Here is a 24,971-nt window from a genome sequence, read left to right as displayed (position 1 = left end):
CCCGTTTCCCAACTACGGTTCCCCGGACATGATGGTCCTCGAGGGCGCGCCCGCCCTGTCGCCGTTCCGCCGCGAACGTCTTGAATCCCGCCTGCAGTCCATCGCTCCCTCCCTGCGCATCAGCGGTGCCTGGCACGTCTACTTCGTGCAGCCCGAAGGCAGCGCCGCTCCCGACCTCGCCACCCTGTGCCGCATCCTCGAAGCTGCGCCGCAGGCCGAGGCCGTGGCCGAAGGCGCGGTCAGCCGCATCGTGGTGCCGCGCCTGGGCACGCTGTCGCCGTGGTCGAGCAAGGCCACCGAACTGGTCCGCGGTGCCGGGCAGCCGGTGAGCCGGGTCGAGCGTGGCCTGCGCATCGACGTGCAGGCCTGGCCGGCCGATGCCGCCGCCCAGCAGGCGCTGGTCAAGGCGCTGCACGACCCGATGACGCAGTCGGTGCTGGAAACCGTGGAACAGGGCCAGGCGCTGTTCTCGGCGCCGGCCCGTGGCGAACTGGAACGCGTGCCGGTGGACCAGCTGGAGGCCGCCAACCAGCGCCTCGGCCTGGCCATGGCCCAGGACGAGATCGACTACCTGCGCGAACGCTTCACCGCGCTGGGCCGCGCACCGTCCGACGTCGAGCTGATGATGTTCGCGCAGGCCAATTCCGAGCACTGCCGCCACAAGATCTTCAACGCCAGCTGGACCATCGACGGCCAGGAGCAGGACCGCTCGCTGTTCCGGATGATCAAGAACACCCACCAGCAGACCCCGCAGCACACGCTCAGCGCGTACAGCGACAATGCCGCGGTGATTGAAGGCCATCCGGCGTCGCGCTACCGCCCCGATCCGGCCAGTGGTGAATACCGCCGCGAGCCGCAGGTGCCCAGCGCCTTCCAGATCAAGGTGGAAACGCACAACCATCCGACCGCGATCGCGCCGTTCCCGGGCGCTTCGACCGGCAACGGTGGCGAGATCCGCGACGAGGGCGCGACCGGTCGTGGCGGCAAGCCGAAGGCCGGCCTGTCCGGTTTCTCGGTCTCGCACCTGCGCATTCCCGAACTGCCGCAGCCGTGGGAAGCGCCGCGCGCGCTGAACCCGCGCATGGCGCCGGCACTGGAAATCATGACCGACGGCCCGCTTGGCGGCGCTGCGTTCAACAACGAATTCGGTCGCCCGAACCTGCTCGGCTACTTCCGCAGCTTCGAGCTGCCGGAAGGCGCCGATCTGGTGCGTGCCTACGACAAGCCGATCATGCTGGCCGGTGGCCTTGGCGCGATCGACCGCGTGCAGGTCGACAAGATCCAGCTGCAGGCCGGTGATGTGGTCATCGTGCTGGGTGGCCCGGCAATGCTGATCGGCCTGGGCGGCGGCGCCGCCAGTTCGGTGGCCTCCGGCGAGAGCGCCGAGGACCTGGACTTTGCCAGCGTGCAGCGCGACAACCCGGAAATGGAACGCCGCTGCCAGGAGGTCATCGACCGCTGCGTGGCGATGGGCGCCAACAACCCGATCAAGTTCTTCCACGACGTCGGTGCCGGTGGCCTGTCCAATGCCATCCCCGAACTGCTGCACGACTCCAAGGTCGGCGGTGTCATCGACCTGGGCAAGGTGCCCACCGATGATCCGTCGCTGTCGCCGATGCAGCTGTGGTGCAACGAGTCGCAGGAACGCTACGTGCTGGGCGTGGCCCAGGAGCGCCTGGCCGAGTTCGCCGCGCTGTGTGCCCGCGAGCGCTGCCCGTTCGCCGCGGTTGGCGTGGCCACCGCCGAGGAACACCTGGTGGTGGCTTACGGCGCCGTGCCGGGCCACACCCCGGCCGACGCACCGATCGACCTGCCGATGGACGTGCTGTTCGGCAAGCCGCCGAAGATGCACCGCGACACCGCGCACCCGCCGGCCCCGCGCTGGCCGGCGCTGAAGACCGGTGGCCTGGACCTGCAGGAAGCCGGCCTGCGCGTGCTCGCGCACCCGACCGTCGCTTCGAAGAACTTTCTGGTCACCATCGGTGACCGCAGCGTCGGTGGCCTGACCGCACGCGAACAGATGGTTGGCCCGTGGCAGCTGCCGGTGGCCGACGTGGCGATCACCCTGGCCGACTTCGATGGCGTGGCCGGCGAAGCGATGTCGATCGGCGAGCGCACCCCGCTGGCCCTGCTCGACGCCGCTGCTTCTGCACGCATGGCGGTGGGCGAAGCGCTGACCAACCTGTGCGCGGCCCCTGTCGATGCGCTGGATGAGATCAAGCTGTCGGCGAACTGGATGGCCGCGGCCGGCCACCCGGGTGAAGACGCGCTGCTGTACGACGCGGTGAAGGCGGTGGGCATGGAACTGTGCCCGCAGCTGGACATCAGCATCCCGGTCGGCAAGGACTCGCTGTCGATGCAGGCGCAGTGGCACGACCAGGGTGAAGCGCACAAGAGCGTGTCGCCGGTGTCGCTGGTGATCTCGGCGTTCGCGCCGGTGGCCGACGTTCGCCAGCAGCTGACCCCGCTGCTCGACCGTGACGTGGACAGCGAGCTGTGGCTGATCGGCCTGGGTGCTGGCAAGCAGCGCCTGGGCGGTTCGATCCTGGCCCAGGTGCATGCCGACCATGGCGATCTGCCGGCCTTCGCCGGTGCCGCGCCGGACCTGGACGACCCGCAGCGCCTGCGTGGCTTCTTCGAATTGATCCGCGATGCGCGCCAGGCCGGCCTGCTGCTGGCCTACCACGACCGCAGCGATGGCGGTGCCTTCGCCGCACTCTGCGAAATGGCCTTCACTTCGCGCCTGGGCCTGGACATCACCCTTGATGCCTGGGGCGATGATCCGTTCCGCAGCCTGTTCAACGAAGAACTGGGCGCGGTGGTGCAGATCGCGCGAGAAGACCGTGCGGCCTTCGCCGATCTGGTCGAGCGCCATGCACTGACCGAGTGTGCGCAGCGCATCGCCAAGCCGACCACCGCACCGGTGGTGCGCGTGTCGCTGGCCGGCGAGAACCTGGCCGAATGGCGCTGGGAAGCGCTGTTCGACGCCTGGTGGTCCGTCACCCACGCGATGCAGAAGCGTCGTGACAACCCGGCCAATGCCGATGCCGAGCGTGAGATCGCCCGTGCCTTCACTGCGCCGGGACTGAAGCCCAAGCTCAGCTTCGACCTCAATGAAGATGTGGCCGCCCCGTTCATCAGCACCGGTGCGCGTCCGCGCGTGGCGGTGCTGCGCGAGCAGGGCGTCAACGGCCAGATCGAAATGGCCAACGCCTTCGAACGTGCCGGTTTCCGCGCCTTCGACGTGCATATGAGCGACCTGATCGAAGGCCGCGTGGCATTGCAGGACTTCACCGGCCTGGTCGCCTGCGGCGGCTTCAGCTATGGCGACGTGCTGGGTGCCGGCCGTGGCTGGGCCACCTCGATCCTGGAGCGCAGTACGCTGCGTGATGCCTTCGCCGCGTTCTTCGCGCGCGAGGACAGCTTCGCGCTGGGTGTGTGCAACGGCTGCCAGATGATGAGCCAGCTCAAGGGCATCATTCCGGGGGCCGAGCACTGGCCGCAGTTCCGTCGCAACGCCAGCGAGCAGTTCGAAGCCCGCACCGCGCTGCTGGAAGTGGTGGAATCGCCGTCGATCCTGCTGCGTGGCATGGCCGGTTCGCGCCTGCAGGTGGCGGTGGCGCATGGCGAAGGCCAGGCCGTGTTCGACAACGCCGTCGACCAGGCCGCTGCCCGCGTCTCGCTGCGCTACATCGATGGCAACGGCAACGTGGCCAGCCAGTACCCGCTGAATCCGAACGGTTCGCCGGACGGCATCACCGGCCTGACCAGCAGCGACGGCCGCGTCACCATCATGATGCCGCACCCGGAACGCACGCCGCGCGCGCTCAACCTGAGCTGGGCCCCGGCGGAGTGGCAGGGCGACTCGCCGTGGATGCGCATGTTCCGCAACGCGCGGGTGTGGTGCGGCTGATCGCATCGTTCTGCGCAGGCCGCAATGCCGCTGCGTACGGAAAAACCCGCCGTTGATCGGCGGGTTTTTCTTTGCGCGCGTGAAACTCCTGTCGCGACCGCTAGTTACATCGATTTTCATGCGGCGGAACTTCGTCACGCATGCCTAACAAAACACTTTCATAAACAGGTGAAATAGTGAACTGCTTCACGGCAATAGGATTTGTCGTGTCAAAGTCTTGACGATTTGGAAAGTTGCCGTTAACACTTGAACCCCGTTTCAGAATCATTCATTTCGCAGTAACCGGTTGGCGCACGCGCTCGGTTTTCTGTCGCTGCGCGCCGTTCGGCAATACCCCGCAGTAAATCACGCGAATAAACGCCCCCAGGGGACGTTGGGCCGGAAAGCCCAGCGGTGGCGTTGCTTTGCCCAAAACCAGTCCAATCAGGAGCCGTACCGATGAATCGGATTTATCGCAAGGTCTGGAACAAAGCATTGGGTCAGTTGGTGGTGGCCTCGGAACTGGCCTCCTCCGACAGCAGCAGTGGCGGGGTCGTCGACCAGCGCCGCGATGCGACACGGGCCACGCCCGCCCTGCTGGCGGTGGCACTGGGCCTGGTATTGGGGTTGGGCATGAGCGGCACCGCCGCAGCACAGTCGGTGCAGATCGGCGGCAGCGCCACCTGCGTGGCATTCAGCGGCAAGCTGCTCGAAAAGTGCCTGATTGAAGGCTCGGCCAGCGCCAAGGGCAGCAACGCGGTGGCGATCGGCAGCAACAGCAGCGCCACTGCCGCCAACAGCGTAGCGCTGGGCGCCGGCTCCAGGGCCACGCGGGCCAATACCGTGGCCGTGGGTGATGCCGGCAGGGAACGGCAGATCACCCACGTTGCTGCAGGCACCCAGGCCACCGATGCGGTGAACAAGTCACAGCTGGACGCGCAGGCACGCGCCACACAGGCTGCGCTGGCGGATGTCGCTGCAGATGGAAGCCGCTATTTCAAGGCCGACGGCGCAGGTGATGACAGCGACGCGGCGAAGATCGACGGCCAGGGCGCGGTTGCGGCGGGTGCGGGTGCACAGTCGCTGGCCAATGCCACCACTGCCATCGGTACCCAGGCCATTGCCGCGGGCCTGGGCGCAAGCGCGTTCGGCCAGGGCGCCCTGGCGATCGGCGATGCCAGCGTGGTGGTCGGGCAAAGCGCTGCGGCCTTCGGACTCGGCGACACCGCGGTTGGCGCAAGCGCGACCGCCGCCAGTGAAAACGGCGCGGCCACCGCACTGGGTGCCTTGTCCGAAGCCACTGCTGATGGCGCTACCGCTGTCGGCGGCGGTGCCGTGGCGATGGGCCCGGGCAGCACCGCGCTGGGTCGTGGCGCCACCGCCGCCAACGAAGCATCGATCGCAGTCGGTGCGTTCAGCACTGCTGTCGGTGAATACAGCACCGCGCTGGGTTCCAACTCCGCCGCGGTTGCCACCGGCAGCGTGGCGCTCGGCGCCGGCTCGTTGGCCGACCGTGTCGATACCGTGTCCGTCGGCGCTGCCGAGTACGGCCTGACCCGGCAGATCACCAGCGTCGCTGCGGGCACCGAAGACAACGATGCAGTCAATGTCGGTCAGCTGAAGGGCGTGGCCGCAGTGGCCGATGCCACCGCCAAGCGCTTCCAGGCCACCGGCAGCAGCAACAGCGATGCCGGTGCACTGGCTGAAGGTGATGACGCACTGGCGGCGGGTGAGGCCGCCAATGCCATCGGCAACGGCGCCACGGCCGTCGGTGCCGGCGCCACGGCCGTCGCGCAGAATGCGACCGCCGTGGGCAACAACGCACTGGCCTCGGGCCAGAACAGTGCCGCGTTCGGCAACAACGCGCAGGCCAACGGCCCAGGCAGCGTGGCCGTGGGCGGCGCTGCGGTGGATGCCGACGGCAACCCGCTGATCACCAGTGGCGGCGTACCGGTGGAAACCGGCGCCACCAGCGCAGGCGTCGGTGGCACCGCAGTCGGCGCCAGTGCCGAAGCCAGCGGATTTGCGGCGTCGTCCTATGGCGTGGGTGCCTATGCGGCTGGCGCGCAGGCATCCGCATTCGGTGCGGTGGCCAATGCCATCGGCGACTACTCCACCGCGCTGGGTACGCAGAGCAATGCGACCGGCACCAGCAGCGTTGCCATCGGTGGCCCGGCCGACCTGATTCCCGGCCTGGGCTTCTTCGTACAGACCCAGGCCAGTGGTGAAGCCGCGACGGCCGTCGGTGCCGGTGCCATCGCCAGTGGTGACCGTGCCGTTGCCAACGGCAGCCTGAGCGAAGCCTCCGGTGCTGAAGCCACCGCCGTCGGCTACTTCGCCTATGCACCGGGCGAGAACGCCAGTGCGTTGGGCGCGCAGACCTGGGCCAGTGGCGCGCAGAGCACTGCGGTGGGTTACTACGCCACCGCACGCGGCGCAAACAGTGTTGCGCTCGGCGCGAATTCCGAAGCCGTGCGTGCCAACAGCGTGGCCGTCGGCAGCGCTGGCAACGAGCGTCAGATCACCAGTGTCGCTGCGGGCAGCGAAGCCACCGATGCGGTGAACAAGGCCCAGCTCGATGCCGTAGCCAGCACCGCCGATACCACCGCTCGTTTCTTCCAGGCACAGCCGGAGGCGGGCAGCGATGCTGGCGCACTGGCTGATGGCGAAGGCTCCATCGCTGCGGGCTCGTCGAGCAATGCGATCGGCGCCGGTGCCATTGCGCAGGGTGCTGCCGCGTCGGCGATCGGCGATGACAGCGTGGCCGTGGGCCGCAACAGCGCGGCCACCGGTAATGGCGGTGTCGCCATCGGTGGCCTCGGCCAGGCCTACGACGAGTTCAACCAGCCGATCATCGGTGCCGATGGCACAGCGCAGCAGGTGGGCACCACTGCCGTTGCCGATGCCACTGCGGTGGGCAGTGGCGCGCAGGCCACCGGGGCTGCCAGCAGCGCCTTCGGCAACGCGGCCAAGGCCAGTGGTGACAACAGCTTCGCCGCAGGCGGCAAGTCGCGCGCCACCGGCAGCTATGCAGTCGCAGTCGGCGACAGCGCCTTCGCCAGCAGCGATGACAGCACCGCAGTAGGCGGTTACAGCTGGGCGACTGCCAGTGGCGCAGCAGCATTCGGTTCGGGGGCATGGGCCACCGCCACCAATGCCTCGGCGTTCGGCAATGCGGCGTGGGCCAGTGGCAGCGGCGCAACGTCCATCGGCTACAACAGCTGGGCCAACGGCGCCAGTTCCACCGCGGTCGGCCGCGGTGCCTTCGGCTATGGCGACAACAGCGTGGCACTGGGCTTCCAGGCGCTGGGCAACAGCATCAACAGCATCGCCATCGGCACCAATACGGTGGCCGGTGGGGAGAGCGCGATCGCGCTCGGTGCCGGCAGCAATGCCAGTGCCAGCAATACCGTCGCGCTCGGTGCCGGTTCGGTTGCCAACCGTGCGCGCACGGTGTCGGTGGGCAGCAGCGGCAACGAACGCCAGGTCACCAACGTCGCCGCCGGTACCCAGGCCACGGATGCGGTGAACAAGGCGCAGCTGGACGCGGTTGCGACCACCGCATCCAACACCAGTCGCTTCTTCCAGGCCAGCGGTAATGGTGATGACGTAGCCGGTGCAATGGTGGAGGGTGACAACGCATTGGCGGCCGGTGATGCTGCCAACGCCATCGGCAATGGCGCCACCGCAGTGGGCAGCGGCGCCAACGCGCTGGCCAGCAACGCACAGGCGCTGGGTTTCAACGCATTGGCAACCGCCGCCAACGCCAGCGCCGTCGGTGCCAACGCACAGGCCACGGGCGAGTACGCCACCGCGCAGGGTGCGGAAAGCGAAGCCAGCGGCGAGCAGAGCGCGGCGTTCGGTGCGGCCAGCATCGCCAGTGGTGCCGGTAGCACTGCCAATGGCGTGCTGTCCGAAGCGTCCGGCGAAGAAGCCGTGGCCGTGGGCTACTTCAGCAATGCCAGTGGCGACGCGGCCACCGCGGTCGGCAGCGAGAGCGTGGCCAGTGGTACGGCATCGGCGGCCTTTGGTATCGGTGCCGAAGCCACCGGCGGTTACAGCACCGCCATCGGTGGCTATGCACAGGCCTCGGCCTTCAATGCCACCGCGTTCGGCAACTTCGCCAATGCGTCCGGTTCCAACAGCGTGGCCGTGGGTGGTGACTCCGAAGCGTCCGGTGCCTACAGCACCGCCACCGGCCAGGGCAGCCTGGCTACCGGTACCAACAGTGTCGCCGTCGGCGGCTCGCTGTTCGGCGTGCTGGCCACCGAAGCGTCCGGCAATTACTCCACCGCCGTGGGTGGCGGCGCCTGGTCGGGCGGCATCAACAGTACCGCGCTGGGCAATGCCGCCGAATCGCGCGGTGCCAACAGCGTGGCACTGGGTGCCGATTCGATCGCGGATCGCGACAACACCGTGTCGGTGGGCGGCGGTGGTAACACCCGCCAGATCACCAACGTGGCCGATGGCACGCAGGGCAACGATGCGGTCAACAAGAACCAGCTCGACGCCGTAGCTGCGGCAGCGGAAAAGACCAGCCGGCAGTTCCAGGCCAGTGGCAACGCCGACGGTGAAACCGGCGCGCTGGTGGAGGGCGACAACGCGCTGGCGGCTGGTGACGCGGCCAACGCGATCGGCAACGGTGCCACCGCACTCGGCAGCGGTGCCAATGCGCTGGCCGCCAACGCCACCGCCGTGGGCATCGATGCGCTGGCCACCGGCAGCAACGCGGCTGCCCTGGGCAGCAACGCACAGGCCACCGGCGAGGACAGCCTGGCCCTGGGCACCGGTGCCGGCGCCAGCGAGGTCGGTGCAAGCGCGGTGGGTGCGCGTGCACAGGCCAGCGGCGCCTACAGCACGGCCACAGGTACAGAAGCCAATGCCAGCGGCGGGCAGGCGCTCGCCAGCGGTTTCCGCAGCGCGGCTTCGGCTGATGGCACCACCGCAGTGGGTGGCTACGCCGAAGCCAGTGGCCGCCTCGGCACCGCATTGGGCTACGGCTCGGCGGCGAGCGGTGCCAACACCACCGCAGTCGGCTTCGGTGCCGCTGCGGCCGGTACCGGTGCCGTTGCCGTCGGTCAGTCCAGCGAGGCCAGTGGCGAGGAGAGCGTGGCCATCGGCGGCAGCACCTTCTTCGGCCTGATCCCGTCGCGTGCCAGTGGCACCGGTGCGGCGGCGTTCGGCGCCGGTGCATGGGCCACCGAAGACTACGCGACCGCGATTGGCTGGAACTCGTGGGCGGCCGGCAGCAGCGCTACCGCACTGGGTGCCAACGCCACCGCCAATGGCAGCAACAGCGTCGCCCTCGGCGCCGGCTCCAAGGCTGACCGTGACAACACCGTGGCCGTCGGCAAGGCCGGCGGTGAGCGCCAGGTGACCCACGTCGCGGCCGGCAGCGAAGCCACCGATGCGGTGAACAAGGGCCAGCTGGATGCGGTCGCCAGCGTCGCCGACAAGACCAGCCGGCAGTTCCAGGCCAGCGGCAATGCCGATGGCGAGGCCGGCGCACTGGTCGACGGCGACAATGCACTGGCTGCCGGCAACGCGGCCAACGCCATCGGCAACGGCGCCACCGCGCTGGGCAGTGGTGCCAATGCCATGGCCGCCAATGCGACAGCGGTGGGCTTCGATGCGCTCGCCACCGGCAACAATGCGGCCGCACTCGGCAACGCGGCCCAGGCTGGTGGTGTCGACAGCGTGGCCGTGGGCAGCGGCGCCAGCGCCAGCGAACTCGGCGCCAGCGCTACCGGCGCCGGCGCCCAGGCCAAGGGCGCTTACAGCACGGCCAGCGGCGCGCAGGCCATCGCCAGCGGTACCCAGTCGCAGGCCAGTGGTTTCCGCGCCAATGCCTCGGCCGATGGCGCTTCGGCGCTGGGCAGCTATGCCGAAGCCAGCGGTCGCCTTGGTACCGCGGCCGGCTACGGCAGCAAGGCTACCGGCGCCAATGCCACGGCGGTGGGTGTGAGTGCCACCGCCAGTGCCGCAGGCAGTGTGGCGTTGGGCGCGGGCTCGGTCGCCGACCGTGCCAACACCGTGTCGGTCGGCAGTGCCAGCAGTGATCGCCAGATCACCCGTGTCGCTGCCGGTACCGAGCGCACCGATGCGGTCAATCGTGGCCAGCTCGATGCGGTCGCGGCGACCGCCGATGGTACGGCCCGCTACGTCAAGGCCACCGGCGCGGGTACCGCCAGTGCCAGCGGCAGCGATGCCGCCGCGATCGGTTCGGCAGCCACTGCCAGCGGCGCACGCAGCAATGCGCTGGGTGCCAATGCGATGGCCATCGGCAACGGTGCCCTTGCACTGGGCACCAGCGCCGGTGCATCCGGCGCGAACTCGGTGGCGCTGGGTGCCGGTTCGCGTGCGCTCGATGCCAACGTGGTGTCGGTCGGCGGTGGCAATGGCACCGATGGTCCGGCCACGCGCCGCATCGTCAACGTGGCAGATGGCCGCATTGCCGCCGGCAGCAGCGACGCCATCACCGGTTCGCAGCTCAACGTCACCAACCAGCGAGTGGGCGCGGTGGAAACCCGCGTGGGCGATTTTGATTCTCGTATCGCCACCGTTGAAACCACCGCGGCCAGCGCCGTCGGCTATGACGACGCCAGCCGTGACCGCCTGACCCTGTCCGGTTTCCAGGGCACCACCATCGACAACGTCGGCGCCGGCAGCATCGCTGCGGGCAGTCGCCAGGCGATCAACGGCGGTCAGCTGTTCCAGTCGCTCAGCGATGCCGCCAGCTTCCTCGGCGGTGGTGCCAGCGTTGGCATGCAGGGGGTGTTCGTGGCACCGAACTATGTGATCCAGGGCGCTACCTACAGCAACGTCGGCGATGCGCTCGGTGCGCTGGACCGCAAGGTCAGCGAGATCGACCGCCGCACCGCCGGTGGCTCGCGTGCCGGGACTGCCAGCCTGCGCGCAATGAGCACTCCGCTGGATGACGGCCCGCTGGCCAGCGCCGCTGATGCGCCTGCAACGGCCGATGCGGCACCGGCCAGCACCGCGCGTGTACAGGGCACGCCGACCGCTGCTGCTGCCGGTGCCGGGATTCCGGTCGGCACTCCGGCGACGGGCTTCAATGCCGTGGCCATGGGTGAAGGCGCCGTCGCCAGTGGTGCCTCGTCCACGGCCATCGGCCAGGGCGCCAATGCCACCGCTGCGAACGCGGTGGCGCTGGGCCAGGGCTCGGTTGCCGATCGTGCCAACACGGTCTCGGTGGGCAGTGAGGGCAATGAGCGCCAGGTCACCAACGTGGCGGCCGGTACCACGGCCACCGATGCGGTCAACAAGGGCCAGCTCGACCGTGGCATGGCCACGGCCAACAGCTACACCGACAGCCGCGTGCAGGCCGTCGCCGACAGCTTCGATGTGTTCAAGGGCGAAATCGACGGGCGCCTGCGCCACATGGATCGCCGCATCGACCGCCAGGGAGCGATGAGCGCGGCGATGCTCAACATGGCCACCAGTGCCGCCGGTATCCGCACCCAGAACCGGGTCGGCGTCGGTATTGGTTTCCAGGGCGGCGAATCGGCGCTGTCGCTGGGCTACCAGCGTGCGATCAGCGATCGCGCCACGGTGACCTTCGGCGGTGCCTTCAGCAGCGACGATAGCTCGGTTGGCGTCGGTGCCGGCTTCGGCTGGTAAGCCACTCCATCGCGCCGGCGGCCACCCACGCCGGCGCAGCACCTGCAGTGAGGGCCTGGGGGGAGGTCACGGCAATCCCGGCTGGGCCGGCCGGGAGTCGTCAAGGAATGATGGCCGCAGTGTTGGTTCGATCCATGACCCAGAAGAGGAATTCGACGTGATCAAGAAGCAGAACCTTCGCATCAATGTGCTTGCCGCCGCCGTGCTGTCGATGACGGCTGTCGGTGCCGTCCACGCCGCTGGACTGCCGACCCGTGAACCGGTGCGCCAGGCCAGCACCGCCCAGCCGGGAGCCGAACGCATCATCGTCAAGTACCGGGCCGGTGCTGCTGCCGCCACTGACCGCTCGGCGAAGCTGTCCACCGTGCAGTCCGCACTGACCCGTGCCAGCCTCTCCGGCGGCACCTCCCGCGCCAGCACGCTCGGCCCGCAGGTGGTCCGCAAGCTGTCTACCGGTGCGGATCTCATCCGTGTGCAGGGCCGCCTGGCCCCGGCCGAACTGCAGCGCGTTCTGAAGGAACTGCAGGCCGATCCGTCGGTGCAGTACGCCGAAGCCGACGTGAAGCTGCGCCGCACCGAGCTGCGTGCCGGCAACGTACAGCCGGCACTGGTGCCGAACGATCCCTTCTACCAGCAGAACCAGTGGCATCTGCACAATGCGGTCGGCGGCATCAACGCACCGGCGGCATGGGATGTCTCGCAGGGCGAGGGCATCGTGGTGGCGGTGATCGATACCGGCATCCTGCCGCAGCATCCGGACCTGGTCGGCAACCTGCTGGAGGGTTACGACTTCATCAGCGATGCGGAGACCTCGCGGCGCCCGACCAACGATCGCGTGCCGGGTGCGCAGGACTACGGTGATTGGGTCGAGAACGACAACGAGTGCTATGACGGCTCGCTGGCCGAGGACAGTTCCTGGCACGGCACCCACGTCGCCGGCACCGTGGCCGAACAGACCAACAACGGCGTCGGCATGGCCGGTGTCGCCTACAAGGCCAAGGTGCTGCCGGTGCGCGTGCTGGGCAAGTGCGGCGGCTACCTGTCCGACATCGCCGACGCGGTGGTCTGGGCATCGGGTGGCACGGTGGCGGGCATCCCGGCCAACACCAACCCGGCCGAGATCATCAACATGAGCCTGGGCGGCAGCGGTACCTGCGGCAGCACCTACCAGGACGCCATCAACGGTGCCATTTCGCGTGGTACCACGGTGGTGGTGGCGGCCGGCAACGAAACCGACAACGCGTCCAAGTACCGTCCGGCCAGCTGCGAAGGCGTGGTGACCGTGGGTGCCACCCGCATCACCGGTGGCATCACCTACTACTCCAACTACGGCACCCGTGTTGACCTGTCCGGTCCGGGTGGTGGCGGCAGTGTCGACGGCAACCCGGGTGGCTACATCTGGCAGACCGGCTCCAACGCGGCCACCACGCCGGAGTCGGGCACGCCGGGCTACATGGGCATGGGCGGTACCTCGATGGCCTCGCCGCATGTGGCCGCCGTTGCCGCACTGGTGCAGAGCGCGCTGATCGCCAAGGGCAAGGATCCGTTGACCCCGGCGGCGATGCGCACCCTGCTGAAGGAAACCGCACGTCCGTTCCCGGTCGCCATTCCGGCGGCGACGCCGATCGGTACCGGCATCCTCGACGCCAAGGCCGCGCTGGCCAAGGCACTGGAAGAACCGTGCACCGAGAACTGCGGGCCGGTGGCCACGCCGCTGACCAACAAGGCTGCCGTCGGTGGCCTGAACGGTGCTGCGGCCAGCAGCCGCCTGTACAGCTTCGAGGCTGCCGCCGGCAAGCAGCTCAGCGTGATCACCTACGGTGGCACCGGCAATGTCTCGGTCTACATCGCGCAGGGGCGTGAACCGAGCGCCAGCGACAACGATGCCAAGTCGACCCGTCCCGGCACATCCGAGACGGTGCGGGTGAACAAGCCGGTGGCCGGTACCTACTACATCAAGGTCGTGGGCGAAGCGGCCTACAACGGCGTGAGCATCCTGGCGACGCAGTAAGCACGCACGGGTGTAGTTGAATGGCCGGAGCCCGTCACTGCGTGTGACGGGCTTCGTCTTTTTACGAAAGGTGGTGGAGGGGCGGCGGAAATCATGGCTTAACTGTTAAAGTCGAGCCGATTGACAGGAGAGTCATGTGAACGCGCTTGCTGCTACCGCCGCTGCCGACAACGCTGAAGGCCGCATCCTGGATGCGCTGCTGGCGCGCGGCCGGCTGAAGGAAGGCGATCTGGCACGTGCGCGGCCGCTGCACGCAGAGGCCGGCGGCAGTCTGCTGGGCCTGCTGGTGCGGCTGGGGCTGGTGTCCGAGCGTGACCAGGCACAGGCCAGCGCCGAAGTGCTGGGCCTGCCGCTGCTGGAAGGCAAGCAGCTGCCGGAAGCACCGCCACAAGGGCTGGCGGAAGGCCTGCCATTGTCGCTGCGCTTCCTCAAGCAGTTCCACGTCTGCCCGCTGGCCCTGGATGAACAGGGCGTACGGCTGTGGCTGGCCGATGCCCACGATCCCTACCCGCAGCAGGCGGTGCAGCTGGCACTGGGAGTGCCGGTGACGCCGGTGCTGGGCATGCGTGCGGAGATCGACGACCTGGTCGAGCGCTGGTTCGGCCAGGGCCGCAGCGCGATGGGCGCGATCGTCGAAACCGCCGATGGCGAGGGCGGTGCGGTCGATGACATCGAGCATCTGCGCGACCTCGCCTCGGAAGCGCCGGTGATCCGCCTGGTCAACCTGGTGATCCAGCGGGCGGTGGAGCTGCGCGCCTCGGACATCCATGTCGAACCGTTCGAGAGCCGGCTGAAAGTGCGCTACCGCGTCGACGGTGTGCTGGTGGAGGGTGAAAGCCCGCCGGCCAACCTCACCGCGGCGGTGATCAGCCGCATCAAGATCATGGCCCGGCTCAACATCGCCGAGCGCCGCCTGCCGCAGGACGGCCGCATCATGCTGCGCGTGCAGGGCAAGGAGCTGGACCTGCGCGTGAGCACGGTACCGACCGCGCACGGCGAAAGCGTGGTGATGCGATTGCTGGACCGCGAAACGGTGGTGTTCGATTTCCACCGCCTCGGCTTCACCGACGCCTTCCTGCCGCAGTTCCGCAAGGTGCTGGAACAGCCGCACGGCATCCTGCTGGTGACCGGTCCCACCGGCTCGGGCAAGACCACCACGCTGTACACCGCGCTGAGCCAGCTCAACACCGCCGACGTCAAGATCATCACAGTCGAAGACCCGGTGGAATACCAGATCGAAGGCATCAACCAGATCCAGGCCAAGCCGCAGATCGGCCTGGACTTCGCCAACGCCCTGCGCAGCATCGTGCGCCAGGACCCGGACATCATCATGATCGGCGAAATGCGCGATCTGGAAACCGCGCGCATCGCGATCCAGTCGGCGCTGACCGGCCACCTGGTGCTGTCCACCCTGCATACGAACAACGCAGCCGGCGGCATCACCCGCCTGCTCGACATGGGCGTGGAAGACTACCTGCTCACCTCCACCATCAACGGCATTCTCGCCCAGCGCCTGGTGCGCCGGCTGGAACCGACCCACGCCGAGCGCTATGAGGCCTCGCCGGAGGAAATCGAACGATTCGAGCTGCGCCGCCTGCAGCCGCAGGGGCCGATCCACCTGTATCGCCCGAAGCCCTCCGCGCTGGCGCCGACCGGTTATCTCGGCCGCACCACCATCATGGAATTCCTGGTGATGAACGATGCGCTGCGGCGCGCGGTGATGCGCCGCGATGGCATGGGCGAGATCGAACGCATTGCCCGCGAAGCCGGCATGCGCACGATGTACGAAGATGGCCTGTCCAAGGCCCTCAGTGGTCAGACGACCATCGAGGAAGTCCTGCGCGTCACCGAGGAAAGCTGATGCGCGCAGGACGCCGGGGCTGACATGCCGACCTACCGTTACAAGGCACTGAATCCGCACGGCGAGATCTTCGACGGGCAGATGGAAGCGGCCAGCGAGGCCGAGCTGGTCGCGCGCCTGCAGGACCAGGGCCATCTGCCGATGGAGACCCAGCTGGCGGACGGCGGTGCGATCGGTGGCAGTACCTGGCGCAACCTGTTCCGCCAACGGCCGCTGCAGGGCGCGGCATTGCTGCAGTTCACCCAGCAGCTGGCGACGCTGCTCGGTGCAGGCCAGCCGCTGGATCGCGCGCTGTCGATCCTGCTCGGGTTGCCCGAAGACGAACGCTCGCGCCGCGCGATCACCGACATCCGCGATGTGGTGCGCGGTGGCGCGCCGCTGTCGACCGCACTGGAGCGCCAGCATGGGTTGTTCTCGCGCCTGTACGTGAACATGGTGCGTGCCGGTGAGGCCGGCGGCAGCCTGCACGAAACCCTGCAGCGCCTGGCCGACTACCTCGAACGCAGCCGGGCCCTGCAGGGCAAGGTGATCAACGCGCTGGTGTATCCGGCCATCCTGCTGGTGGTGGTGGGCGGCGCGCTGCTGTTCCTGCTCGGCTACGTGGTGCCGCAGTTCGCGCAGATGTACGAGAGCCTGGATGTGGCGCTGCCGTGGTTCACCAACGCGGTGCTGCAGCTGGGCCTGTTCGTGCGCGACTGGTGGGTGCTGCTGCTGGTGGTGCCGGCGGTGCTGGCGCTGTTCTTCGAACGCAAGGCACGGCAACCGGCCTTCCGGCTGGCGCTGGATGGCTGGCTGCTGCAGCGTCGCGGCATCGGCCGCCTGCTGGGCGAATTGGAAACCGCGCGCCTGGCGCGCACGCTGGGCACGCTGCTGCGCAATGGCGTGCCGCTGCTGGGTGCCCTGGGCATCGCCCGTAATGTGCTGGGCAACCGCGCGCTGGCCGCCGATGTGGAAGCCGCCGCGGATGAAGTGAAAAACGGTACCGGCCTGTCGCTGGCGCTGTCGCGCGGCAAGCGTTTCCCGCGCCTGGCGCTGCAGATGATCCAGGTCGGCGAGGAATCCGGTGCACTCGATACCATGCTGCTGAAAGCGGCCGATACCTTCGAACAGGATAGCGCCCGGCGCATCGACCGCCTGCTGGCGGCGATGGTGCCGGCGATCACCCTGGTGCTGGCCTCGGTGGTCGGTGCGGTGATCGTCGCCGTGCTGGTGCCGCTGTATGACCTGACCAATGCCATCGGTTGACGATGGATCCCTACGCAACCCCGACACTCCGCAACTGAAAGGACCGACCATGATTGCTTCCCGTCGACCGATCCGCCTTTCCTTCACCGCCGCGCGCAACCAGTCGGGCATGAGCCTGCTGGAGATCATCATCGTCATCGTGCTGATCGGCGCGGTGCTGACCCTGGTCGCCAGCCGCGTGCTGGGTGGCGCCGACCGCGGCAAGGCCAACATCGCCAAGGCGCAGGTGCAGACCGTCGCATCCAAGGTCGACAACTACCAGATCGATACCGGCAAGCTGCCCGGCTCGCTCAACGACCTGGTGACTGCACCGGCTGGCGTCGGTGGCTGGTTGGGCCCGTATGCCAAGCCGGCCGATCTGAACGATCCGTGGGGCCATGCGCTGGAATACCGTACGCCGGGCGAAGGCCAGCCGTATGAGCTGATCAGCCTGGGCAAGGACGGCAAGGCCGGCGGCAGCAGCGTCGACGCCGATATCCGCTACCAGCCGTAACCGGGCATGTCGCATTTCCTGCCGCGCCGGTTGCCACGCCCGCGCCTGCCCGGCAGGCGCGCAGCGGGCCTGTCGCTGCTGGAAATGCTGCTGGTGATCGCGCTGATCGCCGCGATCGGCCTGATTACCGCCGCCGGCCTGTCGCGCGGATTTTCCGGCATGCAGCTGCGCAGTGCCGGCAAGGACATCGCCAACCAGTTGCGCATGGTGCGCGCGCAGGCGATCGCCCGCGGCGAGCCGCAGCGCTTTGTCATCGAGCCGGCAAAGCGGCGCTGGGAAGGCGCCAACCAGCGCCACGGTGACGTGCCGGCACAGCTGCAGGTGCAGTTCGAAGGCGCCGCGCAGCTGGCCACCGCGCCAGGACAGGGCGTGATCGAGTTCCATCCCGACGGCGGCTCCAGCGGCGGCCGCATCCGGCTGCAGCGTGATGATGCCGAATGGCGTATCGACGTGGGCTGGCTGACCGGTGAGGTCCGCTCCGGCCCCTGGCGGGCGCAATGAAGCGGCGCGCCCGCGGCTTCACCCTGCTGGAAGTGATCATCGCCTTTGCCCTGCTCGGGCTGGCGCTGACCCTGCTGCTGGGCAGCCTGTCAGGCGGCGCCAGGCAGGTGCGTGAGGCCGAACTGCGCACGCGCGCGATACTGCATGCGCAGTCGTTGCTGGCCGAAACCGGCGTCGCCACGCCGCTGCAGGTGGGTAGCCAGCAGGGCGACTGGGAACAGGGACGCTACCACTGGGAACTGCAGGTGCAGCCGTGGGTGGAGCCACGTGCAGGCAGCGTGGTGCAGCCACAGTCGGCCGGTGGCCCCTGGCTGGCCGAACTGCAGCTGCAGGTGCGCTGGGGTGACAGCGAACGCGAACAGCTGCGATGGCGCAGCCTGCGCCTGCTGCCGCCGGACCTGGAGCGTGCGCGATGAAGCGCCGTGCTGCAGGTTTCACGCTGGTTGAAGTGATGCTGGCCACGGTGCTGCTGGCCGGTGGCCTGGCGCTGGCGTTCGCCAGCGTGCGCTCGGCGATGGCGGTCAGCCAGCGTGGCGAGCAGATTGCGGCCGAGAGTGAGCGCATGCGCGCGGTGCAGGCGCTGTTGCGGCGGCAGCTGGCCGGTGCGCTGCGCACGCCGCTGGAAGTACCCGATCCCACCCGCGAACCGATCTTCTTCCAGGGCGAAGAGCAGGGCATGTTGTTCGCCGCCGATCTGCCGGGCTACCTCGGCCGTGGCGGAGCCTACCTGCACGCGCTGCAGGTGGACGGCCGCGATGGCCAGCAGCGCCTGCTGCTGGACCTGGTGCTGCTGCAGGAAGGCGAGCGCATCGCCGAGAACCCGCCGCGCCCGCCGGAAGTGCTGGTGGAGAACCTGAAGGCGGTACAGCTGCGCTATCGCGGCATCGATGCCAGTACCGGCCAGATGAGCGACTGGATGCCGCGCTGGGACGATACCCGTCGCCTGCCGATGCTGGTGGAGATCAAGATCGTCCCGGCCAGGGGTGCACCCTGGCCCACCCTGGTGGTGGCGCCGCGTACCGGTGGCAGCGGAGGCGCGCGATGAACCGGCAACACGGTGCGGCACTGGTACTGGTGCTGTGGTTGATCGCATTGATGACCGCGCTGGTCGGTGCGTTCGCGCTGAGCGCACGGGTCGAGCATCTGCAGCAGCGGGTGCTGGATGATGACGCACGTGGGCAGGAACGGGCGCGCGCCGGCCTGGAGTACGCGCTGCTGCGCCTGTCAGCCGATCCGCTGCGGGCGCCCTGGCGTGCCGATGGCCGCACCTACCGCTGGCAGTTCGATGACGCCAGCATCGAGATCAAGGTGCTGGACGAGAACGGCAAGATCAACGTGAACCTGGCCGACGTGTCCCTGCTGACGGCGTTCCTCAAGGCGCTCGGCGAAGACGAAGGGGCAGCCCGGCAGATGGCCGGCGCCATTGTCGACTGGCGTGATGAAGACAGCCTGCTGCAGCCGGGGGGCGGTGCCGAAGCGCCCGACTATGCGGCGGCCGGGTTGCCGTATGGCCCGCGCAACAAGCGTTTCGAGACGCTCGGCGAACTGCAGCGGGTACTGGGCATGCGCGGCCCGCTGTACAAGGCCATGCTGCCACACCTGACCCTGTACAGCCGCCAGGCGCGCCCGGATCCCCAGTTCGCCAGCGCGCCGGTGCTGACCGCACTGGGCCTGGATGCGGATACCGTGCTGGCGCAGCGCGCACAGCAGGAGCGTGACGCAGATACCGCTGGCGGTGCGACAACGCTTGCCAGCAGCAGCGGCACCTATAGTATCGAGTCTCGTGCCACCGACGGCAGTGGACGCCGGTCGGTGTTGCAGGCAGTGGTACGCAATGGCTCGGGCGGGGTTCCCGGGCGGTCCTACACAGTGCTTCGCTGGGAGCAGGGAATGACAGCAAGATGACGGCATGGCAGGACAGTGTGCGGCAGGTGCAGGGCCGGATCGGCCCTGGCGCCGGCCGTTTCCTGCGCTGGTGGCGGCAATCGCTGCTGGCCTGGGTGCCGGCACGTTGGCAGTGGGTACTGGGCTGGGCACAGGCGCGCCTGCTGCTGCAGCGCCAGGGTGACCAGCTGCAGGTCTGGCGAGAGGCCGGTGAGTGCCGCGAAGCGGTGGCCAGTGTGCCATGGCCGCTGTCGCCGGCCGAACTGGACCGCGTGCTGGAACCGCGACTGCGCAGCCTGCCGCGGGTGTGGCTGCTGCCGGCCAGCGAGGTACTGCGTCGTCATCTGCGCCTGCCTGCGGCTGCGGCTGACCGCCTGCGCGCTGTGGTCGGTTTCGAGATCGACCGCCAGACGCCGTTCGAATCCAGCCAGGTCAGCTATGACGTGCGTGAACTCGGGGGCGCCGCAGAGGGCCAGCTGCAGGTCGAGCTGATCGCCTGGCCACTGCGCCAGCTTGAAGCGTGGCGGGCCAGCGTGGGCCAGTGGGCCGATGCACTGGCCGGTGTCGATGCCATCGACGCCGAGGGTGACCCCCTGCAGGTGAATCTGCTGCCACCGGGGCAGCGCCAGCTACGGGTGGATCCGACGCGGCGCTGGAATGTGCTGCTGGCCGTGGCCGCGCTGGTGATGCTGGTGCTGGCAGCCCTGCAGCTGCTCGACAACCGCCGTGCCGCCGCCGATGAGCTGCGTGCGCAGGTTGAACGCAGTGCGCGCAGTGCGCGTGGTGTCGCCAGCGAACGCGCGCAGCTGCAGGCGCTGATCGATGGTGCTGCGTTCCTGGAAAAGCAGCGTAGCCAGCGCGCTGGAACGGTGGAAATCTGGAATGAACTGACCCGGCGCCTGCCGGAGGGCACCTACCTGGAAAAGCTCGCCATCGAGAACAACAACCTGCAGCTGATCGGCCTGAGCCGCGAGGCCTCGCAGCTGGTGCAGCTGCTGCAGGATGCGCCGCAGTGGCGCAAGGTCAATCTGACCGGCGTACTGCAGGCCGATGGCGCCGCCAGTGGCCGTGACCGCTTCACCATGACCGCCGAACTGCAACCGTTGCCGGCTGCGGCCCCGACCCGGGAGGCGGCCGATGCCGATGCCAAGCGCACGCCGTGACCGCTGGCTGGCACTGGCGCTGCTGCTGGCAGTGCTGGGCCTGGCCTACCTGCTGCTGGTGCACCCCTGGTTCACCCAGCCGCTGCGCGAAATCGATGCCGACGTAGCCGCGCTGCGCGAGCGCGAGCAACGCGTGCAGGCGCAGCTGCAGCAGCAGCCGCAGATCGAACAGCGCCTGCGCGCCACCCGCGAGGCACTGCAGCAGCGGCCGGGCTTCCTGCGTGAGGCCACCGCCGAAGCTGCGGCCGCTGCGCTTGGCGCGAAGCTGCAGGATGCGGTGGCGATGGCCAGCCCGGGCAATCGCAGCTGCACCATCAGCAACCGCACGCCCCTGACCGACAACCGCCGGGACGCCGAATTCGTGCGTGTGGCCATGCAGGTGCGCCTGCGTTGCGGTGTGGCCGAACTGGCCACGGTGCTGCACAGCCTGGAGACCGGCAGCCCGCGCCTGTTCGTCGACAACCTCAACCTGATCGCGCAGCGCTTCCAGCAGTCGCCGAATGAATCCGGGCTCGGCCTGGACGTGTCGTTCGAACTGGCCGGTTACCTGCTGCCCGGTGCCGCTGCCGATGGCGCTGCGCCGGCACCTGCAGCCGAGCCGGGCGCGGCGCCGCAACCGCCTTCGGCTGCACCGGCACCCGCAGCCGCACCGGCTGCGCCGGAAGAAGGGCAGGAGGTGGCCGATGAAGCTTGAGCAGATCAGCCTGCGCACCGGTTTCCTGCTGGCACTGGCCGGCTGGGCGGCAGCGGTCTGGCTGGCTACCGGCTTCGGTCTGGGCAGCCAGCTGCCCGGTGCGGATGGCGATGCCGATGCGGTTCCTTTGCTGCCGGTGCTGCCGCCGTTGGCCGCAGAGCGCATGGCCAGCGCCGACAGCTACAGCGCGATCGGCGAGCGACCGCTGTTCGCCGAGGACCGCAGGCCGAAGCCCTACCTGCTCGGTGGCAGCGAGCCCGCTGCCAGCGCCGCGCTGCGCCTGACCGGCGTGCTGCTGACCGGCGACTTCGGCATGGCCACCTTCACCACCGAGCAGAACCGCTCGTTGCGCCTGCGCCTCAATGGTGAAGCCGTCGACGGCTGGCAGCTGGTGGCACTGCAACCGCGGCAAGCCACCGTGATCGGCCCCGGTGGCAACCAGGTGCTGGAACTGGCGGTATTCAACGGCCAGGGCGGTGAGCCGCCGACCGTGCTGCGCGGCGCCAATGGTGCGCCGCCGGCTGGTGCGATCGTTGTGCCGCCCCCGGCAGGCGCTCCGCCTGCACCGCCGCCGGCTGCGGCACCCCCATCGCCGTCGCCTGCTGGCAGTGCGCCAGCGCCTTCGGCTGCGGCGGCCGCCACACCGCCTGCCACCAACAACGGCCCCAGCGAAGCGCAGATGCAGGCCATCCGCGAACGCATCCAGGCCCGTCGCCGCCAGCTGCAGCAACTACAACAGCAGCAACAACCGTCGCCGCCCCCGGGCGATGGCACCAACCGATAGAGTGAATGCATGAGCCTGCGTTTCCTTCCCTGGTCCTTTGCCCTCGCGCTGCTGGTCGGCTGCAGCACCGTGTCCGCGCCGCATGTGCAGCGCAAGGGCAATCTGTCGCCCACTGCCGAGGCCGGCCAGGCGGCTGATGTCGCCGCAGATGCTGCCCGTGACGCCCAGGGCGCTCCGCAGGCGGTGATCCGCCGTGGCACCGGCACCATGATCAACCGCGAAGCCGCGCGCGCAGCGGCACCGGCACTGCATGGCGCCAGCACCGGTGAAGCCACCTTCAATTTCGAAGGCGAATCGGTGCACGCGGTGGTCAAGGCCATCCTCGGTGACATGCTGGGCCAGAACTACGTGATCGCACCGGGGGTGCAGGGCACGGTCACCCTGGCCACGCCCAAGCCGGTGTCGCCGGCACAGGCGTTGAACCTGCTGGAGATGGTGCTGGGCTGGAACAATGCACGCATGGTCTACAGCGGCGGTCGCTACAACATCGTCGCCGCCGACCAGGCGCTGGCCGGTACGGTCGCGCCGAGCACGGCGCCGGCTGCCAGTGCGCGTGGCTTCGAGGTACGGGTCATCCCGCTGCAGTTCATTTCCGCCACCGAAATGAAGAAGGTACTGGAGCCGTATGCGCGGCCCAATGCCATCGTCAACGTCGACAGCGGCCGCAACGTGATCACCCTGGGCGGTACCCGCGCCGAGCTGGAAAACTACATGCGCACCGTCGAGATCTTCGACGTCGACTGGCTGTCGGGTATGTCGGTGGGCGTGTTCCCGATCCAGTCGGGCAAGGCCGAGCAGGTGGCTGCCGACCTGGAGAAAGTGTTCGGCGAGGAGAGCAAGACGCCCAGCGCCGGCATGTTCCGCTTCCTGCCGCTGGAAAACGCCAACGCCGTGCTGGTGATCACCCCGCAGGTGCGTTACCTGGACCAGATCCAGCAGTGGCTGGACCGCATCGATACCGCCGGTGGCAGTGCCCGCCTGTTCTCCTACGAGCTGCGCTACATCAAGGCACGCGACCTGGCCGAACGGCTCAGTGAAGCCTTCGCCAGCAGCGGCAACCGCGGTGGTTCCAGCCCGGCCTCGCTGGCCCCGGGTGCGATGCCATCGCAGCTGGGCAGCGACGGTGATCGTGGCATGGACAGCAACAACAGCAGCAGTTTCGGTTCGACCCCGGGCAGCGGTTCCGGCGGTACCGGCAACGGCAGCATGAACCTGCCGCAGCGCCAGTCCGGCAACGTCAGCGTCAGCCTGGAAGTGGAAGGCGATCGCGTGGGCGTGTCGGCGGTGGAGGAGACCAATACCCTGCTGGTGCGCTCGACCCCGCAGGCCTGGCGCTCGATCCGCGAGGTGATCGAGAAGCTGGACGTGATGCCGCTGCAGGTGCACATCGAAGCCCAGGTGGCCGAAGTCTCGCTGGATGGCGACCTGAAGTACGGCGTGAACTGGTTCTTCGACAACGCGGTGCTCGGGCAGAAGCTGACCGGCGCACTGGGTGGCGTGACGCTGCCGGCCGCCGCTGGCGGCTCCTGGAGCAGCTTCGCCGGTGCCGCGACCGGTGGCGAAGGCCTGGGCTGGGCGTTCACCGGCCACAATGGTGCGGCGGTGGTGAGCGCGCTGGACAAGGTCACCGATGTACGCCTGCTGCAGACCCCCTCGGTGTTCGTGCGCAACAACGCCGAGGCCACGCTCAACGTGGGCGACAAGGTGCCGATCAACACGACTACGGTGAACACCGGCATCGGCACCAGCAGCTACAGCTCGGTGCAGTACATCGACACCGGCGTGATCCTGAAGGTGCGCCCGCGCGTGACCCGCGATGGCACGGTGTTCCTCGACATCGTGCAGGAAGTGAGCAGCGCCTCGAACGTGCCGGAGAACTGCAACCCGACCGAGCGCAACTGCAACCCGCGGATTTCCACCAAGAAGCTGTCGACCGAAGCGGCGGTGCAGAGCGGCGACACCATCATGCTGGCCGGCCTGATCACTGATTCGGCCACCGATGGCAGCAGCGGCATTCCCGGCCTGAGCCGGATTCCGGTGGTCGGCGCGCTGTTCGGGCAGAAGAGCCGCACCAGCCGTCGTTCCGAAGTGATCGTGCTGCTGACCCCGAGCATCGTGCGCAACAGCCAGGAAGCGCGCAATCTGACCGACGAGTACAGCCAGCGCTTCCGGGCGATGGAGCCGCTGAACCAGCCGCGCGCAAAGAAGTAAGGGGTTTACGGCCGGGCTGCGCCCGGCACCCGCCGAAGCCGGAGCTGGAGCAACAGCAACAGCAACAGCGGGTTTACTGAGGGAGGGCGGGGCACTGTGGGTTTGCGGGGACGCCGTGAACCCGTCCCTGGGGGCTTGGTCGCCGCATCCATGCGGCTCACACCCCGCAAACCCACAGTGCCCCGCCTTCGACAGTTGCCTGCTGCTGTTGGTAGGTGTCGACCTTGGTCGACACGATCCACGCCATGCGTGGATGACTCTCCATCGAAATCGAATATTTCGAGATCCGAAACATCTGAGCCGAGCATGGCTCGGCTCTACAGAAGGCAATGCCCGACAGATCGCAGAAATCTGTCGAAGGCGGGGTGGGTCCGGTTGCGGGGGTGTCCGCGGCATGGATGCCGCGGCCAAGCCCCCAGGGATGGGTTTACGGCGTCCCCCGCAACCGGACCCACCCCGCCATCCCACGGATAGCCGGCTTCTGCTGTTGCTTCTGCTGTTGCTTCGGCTCTGGCTCTGGCCTCTGCCGGTGCCGGTGCCGGGTGCAACCCGGCCGATACCCTCCCAGTGCTAGGCTGTGGCTACCGACAA

14 protein-coding genes are annotated in these 24,971 nt (G+C 68.6%); all 14 read left to right on the top strand.

What is annotated here, in order from left to right:
* The first annotated feature begins 28 nt into the window (after positions 1 to 28).
* The 14 genes from purL to gspD all read left to right on the top strand — a co-directional run bounded on the left by purL (position 29) and on the right by gspD (position 24,380).
* Positions 29 to 3,913: a phosphoribosylformylglycinamidine synthase gene (gene purL, locus AC13GF_RS04510; protein ID WP_483003442.1), complete on the top strand. Its 3,885-nt coding sequence runs from the start codon at positions 29 to 31 to the stop codon at positions 3,911 to 3,913.
* Between the two features lie 438 nt (positions 3,914 to 4,351).
* A complete protein-coding gene (locus AC13GF_RS04505) occupies positions 4,352 to 11,533 on the top strand; it encodes an ESPR-type extended signal peptide-containing protein (protein WP_483003441.1) in 7,182 nt (2,393 codons plus the stop codon).
* Positions 11,534 to 11,690: 157 nt separating this feature from the next.
* Positions 11,691 to 13,544, top strand: a complete 1,854-nt coding sequence (locus AC13GF_RS04500) for a S8 family peptidase (protein ID WP_483003440.1) — start codon at positions 11,691 to 11,693, stop codon at positions 13,542 to 13,544.
* 136 nt (positions 13,545 to 13,680) lie between these two features.
* Complete coding sequence (gene gspE / locus AC13GF_RS04495) at positions 13,681 to 15,405, top strand: type II secretion system ATPase GspE (protein WP_483003439.1); 1,725 nt, start codon at positions 13,681 to 13,683, stop codon at positions 15,403 to 15,405.
* Between the two features lie 24 nt (positions 15,406 to 15,429).
* Positions 15,430 to 16,650 (top strand): type II secretion system protein XpsF, encoded by a 1,221-nt coding sequence (gene xpsF / locus AC13GF_RS04490; RefSeq protein WP_088024137.1) that lies wholly within the window; start codon positions 15,430 to 15,432, stop codon positions 16,648 to 16,650.
* A 49-nt stretch (positions 16,651 to 16,699) separates the two neighbouring features.
* Positions 16,700 to 17,143: a type II secretion system major pseudopilin GspG gene (gspG, locus tag AC13GF_RS04485; RefSeq protein ID WP_010482031.1), complete on the top strand. Its 444-nt coding sequence runs from the start codon at positions 16,700 to 16,702 to the stop codon at positions 17,141 to 17,143.
* 6 nt (positions 17,144 to 17,149) lie between these two features.
* The gene (gene xpsH / locus AC13GF_RS04480) at positions 17,150 to 17,644 is read left to right on the top strand and encodes a type II secretion system protein XpsH (RefSeq protein WP_126930191.1); all 495 of its coding nucleotides are present in this window, start codon (positions 17,150 to 17,152) and stop codon (positions 17,642 to 17,644) included.
* Entirely contained in the window at positions 17,641 to 18,060 is a 420-nt protein-coding gene (gene xpsI, locus AC13GF_RS04475; RefSeq protein WP_126930192.1) for a type II secretion system protein XpsI, read from the top strand. Before xpsH ends, xpsI begins: the two co-directional genes overlap by 4 nt.
* Complete coding sequence (locus AC13GF_RS04470; protein WP_483003437.1) at positions 18,057 to 18,689, top strand: type II secretion system protein J; 633 nt, start codon at positions 18,057 to 18,059, stop codon at positions 18,687 to 18,689. The genes xpsI and AC13GF_RS04470 overlap by 4 nt, the downstream gene beginning before the upstream one ends.
* Positions 18,686 to 19,549, top strand: coding sequence for a type II secretion system minor pseudopilin (locus AC13GF_RS04465; protein ID WP_483003435.1), 864 nt, complete (start codon positions 18,686 to 18,688; stop codon positions 19,547 to 19,549). The genes AC13GF_RS04470 and AC13GF_RS04465 overlap by 4 nt, the downstream gene beginning before the upstream one ends.
* A complete protein-coding gene (locus AC13GF_RS04460; protein ID WP_483003434.1) occupies positions 19,546 to 20,691 on the top strand; it encodes a PilN domain-containing protein in 1,146 nt (381 codons plus the stop codon). The genes AC13GF_RS04465 and AC13GF_RS04460 overlap by 4 nt, the downstream gene beginning before the upstream one ends.
* On the top strand, positions 20,666 to 21,385 hold the full coding sequence (gspM, locus tag AC13GF_RS04455) for a type II secretion system protein GspM (RefSeq protein ID WP_483003432.1): 720 nt from the start codon (positions 20,666 to 20,668) through the stop codon (positions 21,383 to 21,385). The genes AC13GF_RS04460 and gspM overlap by 26 nt, the downstream gene beginning before the upstream one ends.
* Positions 21,375 to 22,169 carry a hypothetical protein gene (locus tag AC13GF_RS04450; RefSeq protein ID WP_483003431.1) on the top strand — a complete coding sequence of 265 codons (795 nt, stop codon included), beginning with the start codon at positions 21,375 to 21,377 and terminating at the stop codon, positions 22,167 to 22,169. Before gspM ends, AC13GF_RS04450 begins: the two co-directional genes overlap by 11 nt.
* Before the next feature lie 9 nt (positions 22,170 to 22,178).
* Complete coding sequence (gene gspD, locus AC13GF_RS04445) at positions 22,179 to 24,380, top strand: type II secretion system secretin GspD (protein ID WP_483003429.1); 2,202 nt, start codon at positions 22,179 to 22,181, stop codon at positions 24,378 to 24,380.
* The last annotated feature ends 591 nt before the right edge of the window (positions 24,381 to 24,971 follow it).

It is taken from the genome of Stenotrophomonas sp. 22LJNL06-5-1 (genome assembly GCF_056861455.1).
Note: the sequence above shows the minus strand (reverse complement) of the source record. Positions and strands in the feature narration are given on the sequence as shown.

Excerpts from the sequence above, each read along its gene's own strand:
- purL (WP_483003442.1), top strand. The coding sequence starts at position 29 with ATGATGGTCCTCGAGGGCGCGCCCGCCCTGTCGCCGTTCCGCCGCGAA.
- AC13GF_RS04505 (WP_483003441.1), top strand. The coding sequence starts at position 4,352 with ATGAATCGGATTTATCGCAAGGTCTGGAACAAAGCATTGGGTCAGTTG.
- xpsF (WP_088024137.1), top strand. The coding sequence starts at position 15,430 with ATGCCGACCTACCGTTACAAGGCACTGAATCCGCACGGCGAGATCTTC.
- gspG (WP_010482031.1), top strand. The coding sequence starts at position 16,700 with ATGATTGCTTCCCGTCGACCGATCCGCCTTTCCTTCACCGCCGCGCGC.
- xpsH (WP_126930191.1), top strand. The coding sequence starts at position 17,150 with ATGTCGCATTTCCTGCCGCGCCGGTTGCCACGCCCGCGCCTGCCCGGC.
- xpsI (WP_126930192.1), top strand. The coding sequence starts at position 17,641 with ATGAAGCGGCGCGCCCGCGGCTTCACCCTGCTGGAAGTGATCATCGCC.
- AC13GF_RS04470 (WP_483003437.1), top strand. The coding sequence starts at position 18,057 with ATGAAGCGCCGTGCTGCAGGTTTCACGCTGGTTGAAGTGATGCTGGCC.
- AC13GF_RS04465 (WP_483003435.1), top strand. The coding sequence starts at position 18,686 with ATGAACCGGCAACACGGTGCGGCACTGGTACTGGTGCTGTGGTTGATC.
- AC13GF_RS04460 (WP_483003434.1), top strand. The coding sequence starts at position 19,546 with ATGACGGCATGGCAGGACAGTGTGCGGCAGGTGCAGGGCCGGATCGGC.
- gspM (WP_483003432.1), top strand. The coding sequence starts at position 20,666 with ATGCCGATGCCAAGCGCACGCCGTGACCGCTGGCTGGCACTGGCGCTG.
- AC13GF_RS04450 (WP_483003431.1), top strand. The coding sequence starts at position 21,375 with ATGAAGCTTGAGCAGATCAGCCTGCGCACCGGTTTCCTGCTGGCACTG.
- gspD (WP_483003429.1), top strand. The coding sequence starts at position 22,179 with ATGAGCCTGCGTTTCCTTCCCTGGTCCTTTGCCCTCGCGCTGCTGGTC.